General features: G+C 71.3%; 19 protein-coding genes. 10 read left to right on the top strand and 9 right to left on the bottom strand.

The features are described 5' to 3' along the window. The first annotated feature begins 223 nt into the window (after nt 1–223). The 4 genes from OQ02_RS24940 (at nt 224) to OQ02_RS41295 (ending at nt 3,019) form a co-directional block, all read left to right on the top strand. Entirely contained in the window at nt 224–919 is a 696-nt protein-coding gene (locus OQ02_RS24940; RefSeq protein WP_033441003.1) for a TIGR03089 family protein, read from the top strand. A 110-nt stretch (nt 920–1,029) separates the two neighbouring features. Next, entirely contained in the window at nt 1,030–1,368 is a 339-nt protein-coding gene (locus OQ02_RS24945; protein WP_033441004.1) for an ArsR/SmtB family transcription factor, read from the top strand. Further along, nucleotides 1,358–1,834 carry an SRPBCC family protein gene (locus OQ02_RS24950; RefSeq protein ID WP_033441005.1) on the top strand — a complete coding sequence of 159 codons (477 nt, stop codon included), beginning with the start codon at nt 1,358–1,360 and terminating at the stop codon, nt 1,832–1,834. Before OQ02_RS24945 ends, OQ02_RS24950 begins: the two co-directional genes overlap by 11 nt. A gap of 105 nt (nt 1,835–1,939) precedes the next feature. Then, a complete protein-coding gene (locus OQ02_RS41295; protein ID WP_051772779.1) occupies nt 1,940–3,019 on the top strand; it encodes a VanZ family protein in 1,080 nt (359 codons plus the stop codon). A 19-nt stretch (nt 3,020–3,038) separates the two neighbouring features. Here the strand turns inward: OQ02_RS41295 and OQ02_RS24960 are convergent, their stop codons facing one another. Continuing rightward, a complete protein-coding gene (locus OQ02_RS24960; protein ID WP_033441006.1) occupies nt 3,039–3,443 on the bottom strand; it encodes a hypothetical protein in 405 nt (134 codons plus the stop codon). Nucleotides 3,444–3,548: 105 nt separating this feature from the next. On the opposite strand from OQ02_RS24960, the gene OQ02_RS24965 reads away from it, so the two are divergent. Next, nucleotides 3,549–3,812 (top strand): hypothetical protein, encoded by a 264-nt coding sequence (locus OQ02_RS24965; protein WP_033441007.1) that lies wholly within the window; start codon nt 3,549–3,551, stop codon nt 3,810–3,812. Here OQ02_RS24965 and OQ02_RS24970 read toward each other — a convergent pair. The 7 genes from OQ02_RS24970 to OQ02_RS25000 all read right to left on the bottom strand — a co-directional run bounded on the left by OQ02_RS24970 (nt 3,802) and on the right by OQ02_RS25000 (nt 9,954). Beyond that, nucleotides 3,802–4,965 carry an acyl-CoA dehydrogenase gene (locus tag OQ02_RS24970; protein WP_033441008.1) on the bottom strand — a complete coding sequence of 388 codons (1,164 nt, stop codon included), beginning with the start codon at nt 4,963–4,965 and terminating at the stop codon, nt 3,802–3,804. The genes OQ02_RS24965 and OQ02_RS24970 overlap by 11 nt on opposite strands. Nucleotides 4,966–5,016: 51 nt before the next feature. Next, nucleotides 5,017–5,538 carry a 5-(carboxyamino)imidazole ribonucleotide mutase gene (purE, locus tag OQ02_RS24975; protein ID WP_269321638.1) on the bottom strand — a complete coding sequence of 174 codons (522 nt, stop codon included), beginning with the start codon at nt 5,536–5,538 and terminating at the stop codon, nt 5,017–5,019. Further along, entirely contained in the window at nt 5,535–6,722 is a 1,188-nt protein-coding gene (locus tag OQ02_RS24980; protein ID WP_033441009.1) for a 5-(carboxyamino)imidazole ribonucleotide synthase, read from the bottom strand. The genes purE and OQ02_RS24980 overlap by 4 nt, the downstream gene beginning before the upstream one ends. Nucleotides 6,723–6,847: 125 nt before the next feature. Beyond that, the gene (locus tag OQ02_RS41300) at nt 6,848–7,828 is read right to left on the bottom strand and encodes an ABC transporter permease (RefSeq protein WP_051772780.1); all 981 of its coding nucleotides are present in this window, start codon (nt 7,826–7,828) and stop codon (nt 6,848–6,850) included. Beyond that, the gene (locus OQ02_RS24990; protein ID WP_051772781.1) at nt 7,825–8,697 is read right to left on the bottom strand and encodes an ATP-binding cassette domain-containing protein; all 873 of its coding nucleotides are present in this window, start codon (nt 8,695–8,697) and stop codon (nt 7,825–7,827) included. The genes OQ02_RS41300 and OQ02_RS24990 overlap by 4 nt, the downstream gene beginning before the upstream one ends. Beyond that, the gene (locus tag OQ02_RS24995) at nt 8,694–9,083 is read right to left on the bottom strand and encodes a GntR family transcriptional regulator (protein WP_033441010.1); all 390 of its coding nucleotides are present in this window, start codon (nt 9,081–9,083) and stop codon (nt 8,694–8,696) included. The genes OQ02_RS24990 and OQ02_RS24995 overlap by 4 nt, the downstream gene beginning before the upstream one ends. A 181-nt stretch (nt 9,084–9,264) precedes the next feature. Further along, the gene (locus OQ02_RS25000; protein WP_231500220.1) at nt 9,265–9,954 is read right to left on the bottom strand and encodes a GGDEF domain-containing protein; all 690 of its coding nucleotides are present in this window, start codon (nt 9,952–9,954) and stop codon (nt 9,265–9,267) included. A gap of 267 nt (nt 9,955–10,221) precedes the next feature. Between OQ02_RS25000 and OQ02_RS25005 the strand changes: the two genes are divergently transcribed. From OQ02_RS25005 to OQ02_RS25015, 3 genes are read left to right on the top strand one after another with little or no spacing between them, the layout of a single operon-like run. Further along, nucleotides 10,222–12,534, top strand: a complete 2,313-nt coding sequence (locus tag OQ02_RS25005; protein WP_063747147.1) for a sigma-70 family RNA polymerase sigma factor — start codon at nt 10,222–10,224, stop codon at nt 12,532–12,534. A 36-nt stretch (nt 12,535–12,570) separates the two neighbouring features. Continuing rightward, nucleotides 12,571–13,086 (top strand): GtrA family protein, encoded by a 516-nt coding sequence (locus OQ02_RS25010; protein WP_033441094.1) that lies wholly within the window; start codon nt 12,571–12,573, stop codon nt 13,084–13,086. 35 nt (nt 13,087–13,121) lie between these two features. Continuing rightward, entirely contained in the window at nt 13,122–13,673 is a 552-nt protein-coding gene (locus tag OQ02_RS25015; protein WP_033441011.1) for a GtrA family protein, read from the top strand. Nucleotides 13,674–13,682: 9 nt separating this feature from the next. On the opposite strand, the gene hisN is transcribed toward OQ02_RS25015, so the two are convergent. Then, on the bottom strand, nt 13,683–14,462 hold the full coding sequence (gene hisN / locus OQ02_RS25020; RefSeq protein WP_033441012.1) for a histidinol-phosphatase: 780 nt from the start codon (nt 14,460–14,462) through the stop codon (nt 13,683–13,685). A 33-nt stretch (nt 14,463–14,495) separates the two neighbouring features. Between hisN and OQ02_RS25025 the strand changes: the two genes are divergently transcribed. Both OQ02_RS25025 and OQ02_RS25030 read left to right on the top strand, forming a co-directional pair. Further along, complete coding sequence (locus tag OQ02_RS25025) at nt 14,496–15,167, top strand: response regulator transcription factor (protein WP_033441013.1); 672 nt, start codon at nt 14,496–14,498, stop codon at nt 15,165–15,167. Next, a complete protein-coding gene (locus OQ02_RS25030) occupies nt 15,167–16,441 on the top strand; it encodes an ATP-binding protein (RefSeq protein ID WP_033441014.1) in 1,275 nt (424 codons plus the stop codon). Before OQ02_RS25025 ends, OQ02_RS25030 begins: the two co-directional genes overlap by 1 nt. Nucleotides 16,442–16,502: the final 61 nt, after the last annotated feature.

A 16,502-nucleotide genomic window follows, 5' to 3' on the forward strand; every position in this document is an offset into this window, starting at 1 on the left:
GTCCTACGTTCAGAACGCGTGAGTCCTACGTTCAGGACCCCCGAGTTCAACGCTCAGAACAAACGATCTTGAACTGGCCGTTGCACGCCGGTGTTCTGAGCGTTGAATTCAGGGGTCCCGAACGTAGGACACGGGTGTCCTGAACGTAGGACTCACGCGACGCGAACGTAGGACTCACGGGAGGGGTGGGTGGGGCGGGGACGGGGCGTGGCAAGGTTGGCGCATGACCGTCACGGATGCCCTGTTCGCACCCCTGTTCGCGGCGAATCCCGGCCGGCCCCTGATCACGCACTACGACGACGCGGCCGGCACGCGCGTGGAGCTGTCGCGGGCCACGATCCGGAACTGGGCGGCCAAGACCGCGAACTGGCTGCGCGACGAGCACGACGTGGAGCCGGGCGACCCGGTGGCCGTGCTGCTGCCCGCGCACTGGCAGACGGCCGGCGTGCTGCTGGGTGCGTGGTGGTGCGGCGCGGCGGTGACGGACGACCCGACAGGCGCGAAGGTGGCGGTCGTCGCGCCCGGCGGCGAGGCACCCGGCGCCCTGGTGACGGCCGTGGCGTCGCTGCACCCGATGGGACTGGGCAGCGGCGCGGCGGTGGACTACAACGACGACGTGCGCGTGTTCGGTGACGACTTCACGCCGTGGGAACCGGTTCCCGGCACCACCCACGCCCTCCTCAAGTCCACTGTGGACGAGGTGGTGGAGGAGGCGCACCAGCGGGCGGCGACGTTGGGCATCACCGCGACTTCGCGTGTTCTGTCCACTGTGGAGTGGACGTTGCCGGACGGGCTGCTGAACGGCCTCCTCGCCGTGCTCGCGGGCGGCGGGTCACTCGTGCAGTGCAGCAACGCCGCGCCGGAACTGCTGGCCGCACGTCGTGCAAGCGAGCAGACGACCCTGGACCTGGTCGGCTGAGGCGACGGCCAAGGTAGGACCAAGGCAGCCCCGTCATGGGTGGGTGTTGACAGGCGCTCGACGGAGGCGTAGAAAACCAATCAGTTAGGTAACCGATTGGTTAGGTAGGCATGGCGGACGACCCCCTGAGCATCACCTTCGCGGCGCTGGCCGACCCGACGCGTCGGGCGATCCTCGCCCGGCTGGCGGAAGGCGCGGCCACCGTGAAGGAGCTGTCCGAACCGTTCGCGATGAGCGGCCCGGCCGTGTCCAAGCACCTGCGGGTGCTGGAACGGGCCGGCCTCATCACGCGCGGCCGTGACGCGCAGTGGCGGCCTTGCATGCTCGATGCGACGCCGTTGCGCGAGGTCACGCTGTGGGCCGACGGCTTCCGGCGGTTCTGGGACGACAGCTACCGACGCCTGGACGCCTACCTGGAACGCATGAAGGAGCAGGACAATGGCCACTGACACCTCGCTGTGGAGCACGCCGTCCGACGTGGAGGTCTCCTTCACCAGGACGTTCGACGCGCCGCAAGCGCTTGTGTTCGACGCGTTCACCAAGCCGGAGCACGTCGTGCACTGGATGCTCGGCCCCGAGGGCTGGACCATGCCGGTGTGCGAGATCGACCTGCGGCCGGGCGGCCGGTGGCACATGGTGTGGCAGCGGGACGACGGCACCGAGATGGCGATGACCGGCGAGTACCGGGAGGTCACGCCCCACTCGCGGACGGTGCAGACCGAGTCGTGGGGTCCGGAGTGGCCGTCGACCGTGAACACCACGGAGTTCGTCGCCGAGGGTGACCGGACGACGGTCGTGCAGACGATGAAGTTCCCGTCCCGGGAGGCGCGGGACAAGGCCACCGAGACCGGCATGAAGGACGGCGCCGACATCAGCTACGACCGGCTCGCGGCGTACCTGGCTTCGGTGGTCTGAGCACGTCCGTTCGGCGGCAACGCGCCGGATCGGGTTTGGCGGCCCCGGTCAGCGGTTAATGATCGGTTGACCCACGTGCCGTGATCGCGAACCGGATCGGTGGACATGCTCAGCTCGTACCTGGAGTCCGTTCGGACGGGCTTCGCGGCGTTCGTCGGCGTGGGCGCGCTGGTGCTGCTGCCGGTGATCGCCCTGCACTACCACCGGTTCGGCCGGGTGGAACCCCGTCGTGCCGTGGTGCTGTACGGGCTGCTGGCGTACGGCTTGGTGGCGTTGGCGCTGATCTTCCTGCCCTTCCCCTCGGCGCCGCTGGCGTGCACCGGTGAACAGATGCTGTCCACCACGCCGTTCCAGTGGGTGACCGACATGCGCCACAACATGGCGGCCAACGGGCGTTCCGGGTTGGGTGCCGTGGTCACGTCGACCGCGTTCATCCAGCAGGCGTTCAACGTCGCGCTGTTCGTGCCGCTGGGCGTGGTGCTGCGCAAGTCGTACGGCCGCGGGGTGCTCGCGGTGGCCGTGATCGGGCTGGGCGTCTCGCTGGCCGTCGAGGTCGTGCAGTACTCGGGGAATCTGGGCGCGTACCCGTGCCCGTACCGCATCGCGGACGTGGACGACCTGATCTCGAACACGACGGGTTCGCTGCTCGGGTGGATGATCGCCCCGGTCGCGCTGGTGATCCCCGCGGTGCCCCACCCGGACGTCTCGACCGCCCCGCCCGGCACCGTGACCGTGCCCCGCAGGCTCCTGGGTGCGGTGGTGGACTTGCTGCTGCTGGTGGTGGTCGCCCACCTGGTCTTCCAGGACAACCGCTGGTGGGTGGTCGTGCTGGCGGTGGTGATCCGCATCGCGCTGCCGTCCGTGGCGGACGGCCGGACGCCGGGTGGGTGGCTGCTGCGGTACCAGGTGCGCAGGGTGGACGGCACTCGCGCCGGCCCGCTGCGGATCGCGCTGCGCGAACTGCTCGGTGTCACGGGCCTGGTCGCCTACGTGATGCTAGCCCCGTCCGGCTGGTGGTTCGCCGTGGACGTCGCCGTGCCGGCCCTGATCGTCCTCGGAGCGTTCGTCGCCCCGGTCTTCCGCCGGGACCAGCGGAGCTGGCCGGACCTGGCCGCGGACACCCGCGCCGTCAGGACCGCAAGGCGCCCGGCGAAGCCACGGCGTCCCGCTCCGGCGGAGCACTGACCCGCGATTCGGCGTTCGTTCAGTCGAAGTGGTTGAAGAGCGCTTCCCCGAGGTTGGCCGGTCGCCAGTACTTGATGTCGTGCGCCAGGACTTCGGGCCAGTCTTCGGCGACGAACCGCCCGTTCAGCTCGGCCGGGGTGAGCAGCCGGAACCCGGACACGTCCGCCAGCACGGCCATCAGCCGAGGAGCCTCCACGAAGGTCATCGGCGACACGTCGGCGAAGCCGACGGCCCGGGTTTCCGCCACGGCCATCAGCCCCGAGTGGCGAGTGCAGACCACGGCGACCAGGCGATCGCGGTAGGCGATGATCGCCTGGTGGAAGTTCGGCGTCACGCCGTCGGCGATGCGGAACTCGACCACCCGGCCGCCACTGCTCAGGGCGACGGCGTGGCAGACGCGCCGGAACTCGCTGAGGTCCGTCATCGTGGAGGCGTCCGACCTGGAGACAGCATGACCTCGCGGACCATACCGGTCCAAGCCACACCGTTCAGCACGTTCACGGGCCGGAAACTGCCCTAGCCTCGCCTCATGGGACCGCTGACGGACGACGAGTGCCGGACCTTCTTCCACCTCCTCCACCGCTACTGCGAGGAGGAGCTGGACCAGGCGGACGCGTTCGCGGTGCCGACCAGGTTCGGTGACGTGTACGTGTCGATCGGGCGCTGCGCCATCGGGCCGGAGGACGCGTACCTGCCGTTGGGGGACACGAAGTTCTGGGGTCCGGACACGACACGGGGCGTGACACCGACGACCGGCGTCACGCCCCGTGAGGTGCGGGAACCTAGCCCTTGAGCAGGGCGCGGGACATGACGACGCGCTGGATCTGGTTGGTGCCCTCGTAGATCTGCGTGATCTTCGCGTCGCGCATCATGCGCTCCACCGGGAAGTCACGGGTGTAGCCGGCGCCGCCGAACAGCTGCACGGCGTCCGTCGTCACCTCCATGGCCACGTCCGACGCGAAGCACTTGGCCGCCGCCGTGATGAAGCCGATGTTCGGCTCGCCGCGCTCGGCCTTCGCCGCCGCCACGTACACCATGTGCCGGGCCGCCTCGATCTTCATCGCCATGTCCGCCAGCATGAACTGGACGCCCTGGAACTCGGAGATCGCCTTGCCGAACTGCTTGCGGTCCTTGACGTAGGCCACTGCGGCTTCCAGCGCGCCCTGGGCGATGCCCACGGCCTGCGCGCCGATCGTCGGACGGGTGTGGTCCAGGGTCTTCAGGGCCGTCTTCAGGCCCGTGCCCGGCTCGCCGATGATGCGGTCCGCCGGGATGGTGCAGTTCTCGAAGTGGATCTCGCGGGTCGGGGAGCCCTTGATCCCCAGCTTGCGCTCCTTCGAGCCGACGACGAAGCCCGGGTCGTCCTTGTGCACGACGAACGCCGAGATGCCCTGCGACTTCTTCGCCGCATCGGGGTCGCTGACCGCCATGACCGTGTACCAGGTGGACTCGCCCGCGTTGGTGATCCAGCACTTCGTGCCGTTCAGCACCCAGTGGTCGCCGTCGAGCCTCGCGCGCGTGCGCATCGACGCCGTGTCCGACCCGGCCTCGCGCTCGGACAGCGCGTACGACGCCATCGCCTCACCGGCCGCGATGGACGGCAGCACCTGCTGCTTCAACGACTCCGACGCCGACAGCAGGATCGGCATCGTGCCCAGCTTGTTCACGGCCGGGATCAGGGACGACGACGCGCACACGCGCGCGACCTCCTCGATCACGATGCACGTCGCCACCGAGTCGGCGCCCTGGCCGTCGTACTCCTCGGGCACGTGCACGGCCGCGAAACCGGCCTTGACCAGCGCGTTCAACGCCTCGACCGGGAAGCGCTCCTGCTCGTCGACGTCCGCCGCGTGCGGTGCGATCTCCTTGTCCGCAAGCGAGCGGACCGCCTCGCGCAGCGCCTCGTGCTCCTCGGCGAGCTGGTAGGTACCGAAGCTCGGGTCCACGTTAAGTTACCTCCCGGTAGGCGTCCTGCCAGGATGTTAGCGCGCGTTCACTCACTTGTCCGCAGTGCCGTCCGCAACAGCCCGCAGCGCCAGATCCCGCAGCGCCGCGTCCTTCTCCAGCACGAGGTCCGACAGGGACGCCTGGAACGCCGCCATCCGCTTCTGCAGGTCGGGGTCCGACGCCGCCAGCACCCGCACCGCGAGCAGCCCCGCGTTGCGCGCGCCGCCGACCGACACCGCGGCCACCGGCACACCGGCCGGCATCTGCACGATCGACAGCAGCGAGTCCATCCCGTCCAGGTACTTCAGCGGCACCGGCACGCCGATCACCGGCAGCACCGTCGCCGACGCCACCATGCCCGGCAGGTGCGCCGCACCACCGGCCCCGGCGATGATCACCTGCAACCCCCGTGACGAGGCCGAAGCGGCGTAGTCCAGCATCCGCTGCGGCGTCCGGTGGGCCGAGTACACGCCGACCTCGTAGGTCACGTCGAACTCCGCCAGCGCCTCGGCCGCGGCCTTCATCACCGGCCAGTCCGAGTCACTGCCCATGATCACGCCGACCTGCGTCACTGCTGCCCTCCGTGGATCTCGTAGCCGTCCAGCCACACACCGTCGGACAGCCAGTGCGCGGCGAGCCGAGCCCGCTGCCGCACGTCGTCCATCCGCTCACCGAGCAGCGTCACGTGACCGATCTTGCGCCCCGGCCGCTCCGCCTTGCCGTACAGGTGCACGTGCGCGTCGGGGAACCGGGCGAACAGGTGGTGCAGCCGCTCGTCCGGCCCCATCTCGGGCACGTCCGCCGCACCCAGGACGTTCGCCATCACGACGGCGGGCGCGGCGAGGTCCGTCGCACCGAGCGGGTAGTCCAGCACGGCCCTCAGGTGCTGCTCGAACTGCGAGGTCCGGGCGCCTTCGATGGTCCAGTGGCCGGAGTTGTGCGGGCGCATCGCGAGCTCGTTGACGACCAGCCCGTGCGCGGTGTCGAACAGCTCGACCGCGAGCAGCCCGACCACGCCGAGCGCGCCGGCGATCTTCAACGCCAGTTCCTGAGCCTCTTCGACGGGCGCGTCCGGCGCCGGGGCCAGCACCTCGACGCAGATCCCGTCCGACTGCACGGTCTCCACCAGCGGCCACGCCGCGCCCTGGCCGAACGGCGAGCGCGCGACCAGCGCGGACAGCTCGCGGCGCATCGGCACGCACTGCTCGACCATCAACGGCGTGCCGGCGGCCAGCAGCTCGGGCACGACCCGCTGCGCGCTCTGCGGCGTGTTGAGCATCCACACCCCACGCCCGTCGTAGCCACCGCGCACCGCCTTCAACACGCACGGCCAGCCGTGTCGCGCCCCGAACCGAAGCACGTCCGCCGTTTCCAGCACGGCGGAGAACGGCGGCACCGGCGCGCCCAGCTCCGCCAGCCGTGCCCGCATGACCAGCTTGTCCTGCGCGTGCACCAGGGCGTCCGGACCGGGGAACACCTTCACGCCGTCGGCGACCAGCGCGTGCAGGTGCTCCTGCGGCACGTGCTCGTGGTCGAACGTGATGACGTCGCACGACTTGGCGAACGCGCGCAACGCGTCGAGGTCGGTGTGCTTGCCCAGTTCCACGTCACGCGCGACGAGCGCGGCGGGGTCGGAGTCCGACTCGGCGAGCACCCGCAGCGACTGGCCGAGCGGGATGGCGGCCTGGTGCGTCATGCGGGCGAGCTGGCCGCCGCCGATCATGCCGACGACGGGGAGACGAGTTCGGGAGTCCACGGTTTCGTGATTCTACCTGCACAAACACCGTGCTCCGGCAGCAGGGGAAGACCCGCGCACCCCCCGAGGTGCGCGGGCCCCTCAGCAGGGCCGCCGCGGTGCGAAGGCGGCAGGCCCGGTCCTGGTCAGACCCGACGGGCCCGGCGCACCCACACGAAGGCCAGCGCGAAGAGGCCGGCGGCGAGCACGGCGAAGACACCGGTCTCGAACCACTGGAACGGCACGAGCCGCTCGATCGGGTGGTGATAGCTGACGTAGTGGATGCCGCTGTCGTTCATGCACTTCGTGTACTCCACGTGCGAGTTGACGTCGGTGCACACGTCGAAGTTGCGGATCTGGTTGCCGGCCGCGTCGGCGAGGTAGCCCTTCACCCTCCACGACTGGTCGTCCCCGGTGCCGACGGACATCGAGAAGACCCCGTACGGCTCGACCTTGCGCAGCGGTTCCAGGAAGTACGGCCGCCACCCCCCGGCCACGAAGCTCCGGGTGACGAAGAAGACGCCGAGCGTGAGCCCCATCGCCGGAACCGTGCGCCGGGTGACCGCGCTGAACGCCAGACCCAGCGCCAAGCCGAACGCCGCGTAGCCCGCCTGCACCTGCGGCGCCGCCTCGAACGACGAGGTTGAGAACGGCGGGAACGGCGGCTGGACGTTGACCTCGTTGATGCTGTTCAACAGCTTGACCAGCGCCAGGCCGAGACCGGCGGCGAACGCCACGGCGGTCACGCCGAGCAGCACCACCTTGCCGGTCAGCCAGCGCAGCGGGGTGATGTCCTGGCTCCACACGACGAGGTGCGTGCGCTGCTCGTACTCGCGGGACAGCAGTGGCGCGGCCCAGAACACCGCGATGACCGCGCCGAACACCGTCGGGGCGAAAGTCAGCATCTGGGCCGTGCCGATGTAGCCCCACTCGCCGAGCAGTTCGTGGGTGTCGCCGGTGGCGTCGGTGTGCCAGGCCATCCCCAGGGCGAGCCCGACGACGGCGACGACCAGCGCGCCCGTGCCGAGGATCGTCCAGCGGTGCTGCCGCCAGGTCAGCCACAGCAGGTCGCCCCAGCCGACGTGGGAGCGGGTGGCCACCGGAGCGGCGGTCGTGGTGGCGGTCATGCGCCGGCCCCCTTCCTGGTGGTTTCGAGCTGCGCCAGCACGTAGTCCTCCAACGTCAGCGAGCGCTCGGTCCACTGGCCCGCGACCACCGGCCGCGGCTGCCCCGCGGGCAGCTCGACCAGGAACGACGACTGGTTGTCGTCGTGCCGCGCCGCCACGACGGTGCCCGGGACGGGTGGCGCGTCCGAGCGCGGGCCGGTGTAGCCGACGTGCCGCGCGAGCAGTTCGTCCAGGTCACCGCCCGCCAGCAGCCGACCGTGCGCGAGGAGCAGCAGGTAGTCCGCCACGCCGGCCAGCTCGGCGACCACGTGCGTGGACAGCAGCACGGTCATCCCGGTCTCGGCGACCTCGCTCAGCAGCTCGGCGGTCACCTCGCGGCGGGCCAGCGGGTCGAGGTTGGCCAGCGGCTCGTCCAGCATGAGCACGTCCGGCCGCGAGCCGATGGCCAGCGCGAACGCCACCTGGGCCTGCTGGCCGCCGGACAGCTTGCCGCACGCCTTGTCCAGCGGGATCTCGAACCGCGCCAGCCAGCGACGTGCCCGCGCCTCGTCCCACACGACGTTGAGGCGGGCGCCGAGGCGCAGCATCTCGGCCGCCGAGAAGTGCCGGTAGACCGGCTTCTCCTGGGACACGAACGCCACCCGGCCCACCGCGCCCGCCGACCCCTCATCGGCGTCGAGGAGGCCCGAGAGGACGGTCATCAACGTCGTCTTGCCGGCGCCGTTCGCGCCGACCAGTGCCGCGACCCTGCCCTCCGGCAGGTCGAACGTGCACTCCCGCAGCGCCCACTTGCTGCGGTACCGCTTGCCCAACGCCCGCGCGCGCACCGCGATCGCGGTGTCGCCGACAGGCTCGACAACGGTCGTCATCCGACCGCCACCCCTTCCCCCTCCGTGAGGACGGACCGCACGAGTGCGTCGATGTCCTCGATGTCCAAACCGGCCTCACGCGCTTCACGGACCCACTCGGCCAGCCGCGTCCTCAGCGCCGCCATCACCTCCGGGTCGGTCGAGCCGAGCCCGGACTTGACGAACGTGCCGGAACCCTGACGTGCCTCGACCAGGCCGGACAGTTCGAGCTCGCGGTAGGCCTTGAGCACCGTGTTCGCGTTCACACCACTCCTCGCGACGACGTCGCGGACGGTCGGCAGCCGGTCTCCGGGGCTCAGCCAGCCCATGCGCAGCGCTTCGCGCACCTGGCGCACCAGTTGCAGGTAGGCGGGGAGGCCACTGGACCGGTCGATGCGGAACTCCACCCGGCGCCTCCAAATTGTTCTACTCAACTAAGACAGTGACACGAAGGTAACCACCGCGGCGGACCCGCTGTCAACGCGAACGCGAAGAAGAGCCCGGTGCGCTGGGGAGGCAGGCACCGGGCTCTTCCGGGGAGGGGAGTCGGCAGCGGACGTCGGACAGGGGTTCGACGTCCGGGAGGGGTCAGTGGCCGAGTTCGGCGATCAACTTCAGCGCTTCCTGGCGGGTCTCCGGCAGTTCCTCGACCCAGAGCCGGACCGGACCGGACGGCGCGACGTGCGGGTCGACCGCCAGCCGGTCGGCCGTGAGGATCCGCAGGTTGGACACGGCCCGCGCCAGGTGTCTGTCCCGCCGCAGCAGCACGCACGCCACCGACGGCCCGATCGACGCCACCGTCTCGCCCGCGTCGAACACCTCCTTCAAGGCGTCCGCCAACAAGGTCATCGCCACCACGCGCGACCACCCGGACGTCCGGGTCAGGTCGAGTTCCACGAGCACCAGCACGTGCTCCTGGCGGCCCACCGCGCGTGACTCCGCGTACACCTCGCGCAACCGCGTGCGCAGGTAGGCGGGCGTGGCCAGGCCGGTCAGCGGGTTGTCCGCCGTGCAGTTGCCGACCTGCCTCGTCATCGCATCGCCCCAGCCCAGCGCGGTGCACCGGAGCATCCGGGCCGGAATGGCGTCGATGCTCGCCGACACGATCCCGGTCGACCCGGCCGGCTCCTCCATCACCGCGTGCAACGCCGCCAGGTCCAGCAACGCCTCGGCCAGGCCCGTGCCCGCCTCGGCTCGGGCGCCGCCCAGCCGGTACAGCTCAGGGCCCGGATCGCCCTGGCGCAGCACCGCACGGCAGACTTCGTCCACTTCGTCCACCGGCCAGTCCCCCGGGAACGCCCAGCCCGCGGCCAGTGAGGCGTTGCGCCACCTCGACCGCAGTGCTCGCGACCCGTCAGCGTCGGAACGCCGTGCGACTGCTTCCCGAACACCCACCCGGATGCCTCCCTCGACGTCGGTTCCGGTAACGGGACGTCCGGGGAGTTCATCCATGACGGCATTCATCCTCCCCGTTGAGGGGGATTCAGGTGACGTTCCGCGAGCCGGTGCGTCACACTGGCGCCGCGCGAGGAGGGAAGAAACACTTTGGCGACCGTTCCTGCCGATGTCCAGGGGCCGAGCGACGCGGAGCTGATCGAGTCCGTGCGCGGCGGGGAGATCGATGCCTACGGGAAGCTGTACGAACGCCACGTCTCCGCTGCCCACAACCTGGCCCGCCAGCTCGCCAGGTCGTCAGCGGAGGCCGACGACCTCGTTTCCGACGCCTTCGCCAAGGTGCTCGACGCGCTGCGCGCCGGCCGCGGGCCGGATTCGGCCTTCCGCGCCTACCTCCTCACCGCGCTGCGCCACACCGCGTACGACAAGACGCGACGTGACAAGAAACTCGAACTCGCCGACGACGTGGCCGAGATCGCGCCGGAAGCGACGAGCGTGCCGTTCAAGGACACCGCCGTGGCCGGCCTGGAGCGGTCGATGGCCGCGAGGGCGTTCGCCCTGCTCCCCGAGCGCTGGCAGACCGTCCTCTGGCACACCGAGATCGAGGGCCAGTCCCCCGCCGAAGTCGCGCCGCTGCTGGGCCTGACCGCCAACGGCGTGTCCGCCCTCGCGTACCGCGCCCGTGAAGGGCTGAAGCAGGCCTACCTCCAGGTGCACCTGGCCGAGACGCAGGCCGACCGCTGCCGCGCCACCGTCGACCGGCTCGGCGCGTGGACCCGGGGCGGGCTGTCCAAGCGGGAGACCACGCAGGTCGAGGCGCACCTGGACGAGTGCGCGAACTGCCGCGCGCTGGCCGTCGAGCTGGCGGACGTCAACGGCGCGCTGCGCGGGATCATCGCACCGCTGGTGCTCGGCATCGGCACGTCCGGCTACCTGGCCGCCGTCGGCGCGGGCACCGCGAAGGCCGTCGTGGTCGCCACCGCGGCGGGCACGGGCGGAGCTGCCGCCGGTGCCGTCGCGTCCGCACCGCGCCAGTTCCTCACCGCCGCCGTGTCGACCGCCGCCCTGGTCGTCGCGGTGGCGATCGGTCTGGCCTCCGGGGGCGACCAGGAGGTGCCCACGGCGCAGCCCGTGCAGCAGCCGACGGTCCAGCAGGAGGTGCCGACCCAGGCGCCCGTGCCCCCTGCTCCCGTCCCGCCCGCTCCCGTGCAGCCCGCTCCGGTGCAGCCGGCCGAGCAGCCCTCGCCGGCACCCGTGCCCGTTCCCGAACCGGCGCCCCCACCCGCACCCCAGCCGGCTCCGCAACCCGCACCCCAGCCCGCACCTGAGCCCGCACCTCAGCCGCAGCCCGCACCTGAGCCGCAGCCCACGCCGCCGAACCTGGTGCCGACCGTGCCCGCCGGGTTCACCCTGGTCCCCGGTGACGCGCCGGTCGACCTGCCGATCACCGTGCTCAACTCGGGTGAGACCGCGTCGGAGCCGGTCAGCGCCGCGCTGAACCTGCCGCCCGGCGTCCGGTCCGTCGGCAGCGCCGCGTCGTTCGCGGGCGGTCGGCTGGTCCGGTTCGACGGCGCCGCCACCCAGGACGTGACCTGCCCCGCGGGCACCGGCTCGGTGACGTGCAGCACGACCCAGGGCATCGCACCCGGCGGGACGGCGACGTTCGTGTTCCGCCTCCAGGCCGATCCGGACGCGGCGAACGGCCGGATCACCGGCACGCTCACCGCCGGCACGTCGGTCAGCGTGTCGATCGAGGTCGCGGTCGAGGTGCGGCCGGTGCACGACGACCTGGAACTGCTGGTCGACAAGTGGCAGCACGGGTTCTGGGACACGCGCCTGGACATCCGGGCCACCAACACGGGCGGCCGGGCGGGCACGCTGCGGCTGGTCGTGTCATCGGACGACCACGTCACGCTGGTCGCGTTCGGCTGCGACGAGCCGGCGCGGCGAAGGGTGGTGTGCGAGGTGCCGTTGGACCGCGACAAGACGTTCCGGCTCGCGGTGTGGGCCCTCGGCTCCCCGCACCGGAACGCGGTGGTGCGGGTCAGCGCGACCCTCGGCAACGCGTCGAAGAGCGTCGACGTGCCCCTCTCGATGCGCCCGGACGAGGGTGACGGCCAGGTGCCCGAGCCGCCGGTCGAACGGCCGACGGAGGCGCCGGGGACGCCGGGGACGAGCACCACGACGCCGGCTCCGACGACGACCACGACCACGACCGCGCCGACCACCACCGACCCGACCACGACGGACCCGACGACCACCCAGCCGCCGACCACGGACCCGACCACGACCGTGCCTCCGTCGACCGGGACGCCGACACCGACGCCGGATCCGACCACGACCGCGCCGACCACGCCTGCGCCGACCACCCCCACCCATCCGGGCCAGGGAGAACCGTGTCGGCCGGGGAACCCGCCCGCGCCGGAGGCCTCACGCCCTGATCGTTGTCGTACCCCTTCGTGATCGTTCGAGCACAGGGCTCGGTAGCCTGCCCCGGTGCTGCCACTCGCGCGCAGAGTCCTGGGACTCCTACCGGAACCCGTCCGGTTCCTGATCAACAAGCACCGTGAGCTGATCCGGTTCGCCGTCGTCGGCGGCACGACATTCCTGATCGACAACGGCATCTGGTACGCGCTGAAGCTGACCGTCCTGCAGGACAAGGTCGTGACGGCCAAGGCCATCGCCGTGCTGGTGGCGGTCATATCGTCGTACGTGCTGAGCCGCGAGTGGTCCTTCCACACCAGGGGCGGGCGTGAGCGGCACCACGAGGCCGGGCTGTTCTTCCTGGTCAGCGGCATCGGCATCGGGGTGAACCTGCTGCCGCTGTACGCCTCCCGGCACGTCTTCGACCTGCACTCGGAGATCGCGGACTTCGCCAGCGGCTCGGTGATCGGCATGGTGCTGGCCACCGTCTTCAAGTTCTGGGCGATGCGGAAGTTCGTGTTCCCGGAGGCCGACGCACGGCCGTCGGTGACACCGCTTCCCGTCGTCGCGGAGCAGCGCGACGTGGCCTGAACAGGCGATTCACCTCTTTTCCGTATCCTGCTCGGGTGTCCTTCGTCGAGAACGTCGTCCGCCGGCTGCCCGAACCGCTGCGCTCGCTGGCCCTCAAGCACAGAGAGCTGCTGAAGTTCGCCGTCGTCGGCGGCACCTGCTTCGTGATCGACACGGTCATCTTCTTCACCTTGAAGTCGATCGTGCTGACCGAGAACCCGGTGACCGCGAAGATCGTCGCGACCCTGGTCGCCACGATCGTGTCGTACGTGCTGAACCGCGAGTGGTCGTTCAAGACCAGGGGCGGGCGGGAACGGTCGCACGAGGCGGCGCTGTTCTTCCTCGTCAACGGCGTCGGGATCGCGCTCAACTCGCTGCCGCTGTGGGTGTCGCGCTACCTGCTCGACCTCCAGGAGCCGAACGTGAGCAGGCTCGGCGAGGAGCTGGCCGACTTCGTCAGCGCGCAGATCATCGGCACCCTGATCGCCATGGCGTTCCGCTGGTGGGGCTACAAGAAGTGGGTCTTCCCCGAGGCGGACTTCCGGCCGCGCCGGGTGACCAGGGAGTACGACAGGCCGGAGGACGAGGAACCCCTCGGCCGGTCCTGACGCGGAGGCTCAGCGGGTGAGCACCTGCAACGCCGAGTCGTGCAGGTGCCCGTTGCTCGACAGCACGTTGCCGCCGTCGAACCGCTCCACCCCGCCCAGGTCGCTGAACCGGCCGCCGGCCTCCGTCACCAGCACCTGGAACGGCGCCACGTCCCACGCGTTCACGATCGGCTCGGCGGCCAGGTCGATCGCGCCCTCCGCGACCAGGCAGTGCTGCCAGAAGTCGCCGAACGCCCGGTTCTCCCAGCACGCGTCGACCAGCGCCAGGTAGGCCTCGCGGGAGTGGTACTCGACCCACGTGCCGAGGTGCGTGGTGGAGAGGTAGGCGTCGGCCAGGTCGCGCACGCCGGACACGGTGATCGCCCGTTCGCCCGTCGCGTCCGACATGTGCGCGCCGCCGCCCGTCGAAGCCCACCAGCGGCGGCCCAGCGCGGGCGCGCTGACCACGCCGACCACCGGCACGCCGTCCACGACGAGCGCGATCAACGTCGCCCACACCGGCACGCCGCGCAGGAAGTTCTTCGTGCCGTCGATCGGGTCGACCACCCACGCCCGCCCGGCGCCCGCCGTGCCGCCGCGCTCCTCGCCCGCCACCTGGTCGTCCGGCGCCTCGACCGCGAGCACGGCGCGGATCGCGTCCTCGACGGCCACGTCGGCGTCCGTCACGGGCGTGCGGTCGGGCTTGCGCTCCACCACGAGATCCCGGGCGCGGAACCGCGCCGTGGTGATCTTGTCGGCCTCGTCCGCCAAGCGGAGGGCCAGGGACAAATCTGCGCTGAGGGCGGACACGCGGAGGATGGTGCCACGCCTACGCTGAGCGGCGTGAGCGTGGTCTTGTTGGCCGAGGACGACCCGGCGATCGCGGAACCGCTGTCCCGCGCGTTGCAGCGGGAGGGGTACCAGGTCCAGGTCGTCGGCGACGGTCCGGGCGCGTTGGAAGCGGCCGAGCACAGCGGCATCGACCTGCTGGTGCTCGACCTCGGCCTGCCCGGGATGGACGGGTTGGAGGTGTGCCGGCGGTTGCGCGCGAACGGTCGGGGCATCCCCGTGCTGATGCTCACCGCGCGGTCGGACGAGGTCGACTTCGTCGTCGGGCTCGACGCCGGCGCGGACGACTACGTGGCCAAGCCGTTCCGACTGGCCGAGCTGATGGCCCGCATCCGCGCCCTGCTGCGCCGCCGCTCACCCGGCACGCTGGAGGTCAACGGCGTGCGCATGGACCTCGCCGCGCGCCGCGTCACCGTGGACGGGCTGGAGGTGCAGTTGGCCAACAAGGAGTTCGAACTGCTGCGCGTGCTGATCCAGCGCGCGGGCCAGGTCGTGCACCGGGACGAGATCCTGTCCGAGGTCTGGAACGACCCGGAGCTGAAGAGCAGCAAGACCCTCGACATGCACATGTCCTGGCTGCGCCGGAAGCTCGGTGACGTGCGCTCGGTGGAGCGCCGCATCGCGACCGTGCGCGGAGTCGGCTTCCGCTTCAACACCGCCGACTGATGCGCACCCGGATCCTGCGGGCGATCCTGCTGGCCGTCGCGGTCACCGGGTTCGCCCTGGGCATCCCGCTGGGGTACACGGCCCTGCGGTTGGTGGACGACGGCGCGCGCACCGACCTCGCCGCGCGGGCGCAGCGGATCGCCGCGTCCATCGACGACCAGATCGCGAGCGGGCGGGCGATCGACCTCAAGCCGGTGGAGGTCGGCGTGCCCGAGGGCGGCCACCTCGTGGTGACGTCGGCCGACGGGGTGCGGGAGTTCGGCAGGACACCCGGTCCGAACCCGTTGTCGGTCGAGGTGCCGATCGCGCAGCAGGGCACGGTCCGGCTGGAGCTGTCGTCCGCGCCCATGCACACCGCGCAGTACCAGGTCGCGGCGCTGGTGGTGCTGCTGGTCGTGCTGTCCGTGAGCACCGGCACGGTGGTAGCGACGGTGACGGCCCGCAAGCTCGCCATGCCGTTGCGGCACGTCGCTTCGCGCGCGGCGCGGCTGGGCGCGGGTGACTTCCGGCACGACGACCGGCGGCACGGCGTGCCGGAACTGGACCTCGTCGCGGACGCGCTGGACAAGTCGGCGGGCGCGCTGGCGCAGCTCGTGCAGCGGGAACGGGAGCTGGTCGGTGACGTCTCGCACCAGCTCCGCAGCAGGTTGACGGCGTTGCAGCTGCGGTTGGAGGCGTTGTCGCTGCACCCCGAGCCGGACATGGCCGTGGAGGCGCGGGCCGCGTTGGAGCAGGCCGAACGGCTGGCGGAGGTGCTGAACGAGATGCTGGCCGCCGCCCGTGCGGCCCGTGCGGTGGGCGCGGAACCGCTCGACCTGGGCGCCGAGCTGTCGGCCATCGCCGAGGAGTGGCGTGATCCGCTGAAGAGCGTCGGGCGCGTGCTGCGGGTGCGCGTGCCGGAGGGTCTGCTGGCGCGGGCCACGCCCGCACGGCTGCGTGAGGCGATCGGCGTGCTGCTGGACAACGCCTTGCGGCACGGTGAAGGTCAGGTCGTCGTCTCCGCGCGGCGTGACGAGGGGACGATCGTCGTGGAGGTCGCGGACGGGGGCGCGGGCGTGCCGGACGAGTTGGCGCACCACATCTTCGAGCGCGGTGTGTCCGGCGGCGGGTCCACCGGCGTCGGGTTGGCGTTGGCGCGGGCGCTGGTGGACGCCGACGGCGGGCGGCTGGAGCTGTCCACCGCCCGACCGGCGACGTTCGCCGTGTTCCTGCCCGTGCCGAAGGCCGAGGACGTGGTGGGCGTGACCTGGCGGACCGACCTCACGCCTCGCTAGGCGCGGCTTCCGGCTGCCTGGTCTCGGTCTGCGCGGCTTCGGTTTGCTTGGTTTCGGCCTG

This window comes from Saccharothrix sp. NRRL B-16314, from assembly GCF_000716595.1.
GTDB lineage: Bacteria > Actinomycetota > Actinomycetes > Mycobacteriales > Pseudonocardiaceae > Actinosynnema.

What these genes read in the sequence shown, in the direction of transcription:
- OQ02_RS24940 (WP_033441003.1), top strand. Translation starts at nt 224, where the DNA reads ATGACCGTCACGGATGCCCTGTTCGCACCCCTGTTCGCGGCGAATCCC.
- OQ02_RS24945 (WP_033441004.1), top strand. Translation starts at nt 1,030, where the DNA reads ATGGCGGACGACCCCCTGAGCATCACCTTCGCGGCGCTGGCCGACCCG.
- OQ02_RS24950 (WP_033441005.1), top strand. Translation starts at nt 1,358, where the DNA reads ATGGCCACTGACACCTCGCTGTGGAGCACGCCGTCCGACGTGGAGGTC.
- OQ02_RS41295 (WP_051772779.1), top strand. Translation starts at nt 1,940, where the DNA reads ATGCTCAGCTCGTACCTGGAGTCCGTTCGGACGGGCTTCGCGGCGTTC.
- OQ02_RS24960 (WP_033441006.1), bottom strand. Translation starts at nt 3,443, where the DNA reads ATGACGGACCTCAGCGAGTTCCGGCGCGTCTGCCACGCCGTCGCCCTG.
- OQ02_RS24965 (WP_033441007.1), top strand. Translation starts at nt 3,549, where the DNA reads ATGGGACCGCTGACGGACGACGAGTGCCGGACCTTCTTCCACCTCCTC.
- OQ02_RS41300 (WP_051772780.1), bottom strand. Translation starts at nt 7,828, where the DNA reads ATGACCGCCACCACGACCGCCGCTCCGGTGGCCACCCGCTCCCACGTC.
- OQ02_RS24990 (WP_051772781.1), bottom strand. Translation starts at nt 8,697, where the DNA reads ATGACGACCGTTGTCGAGCCTGTCGGCGACACCGCGATCGCGGTGCGC.
- OQ02_RS25030 (WP_033441014.1), top strand. Translation starts at nt 15,167, where the DNA reads ATGCGCACCCGGATCCTGCGGGCGATCCTGCTGGCCGTCGCGGTCACC.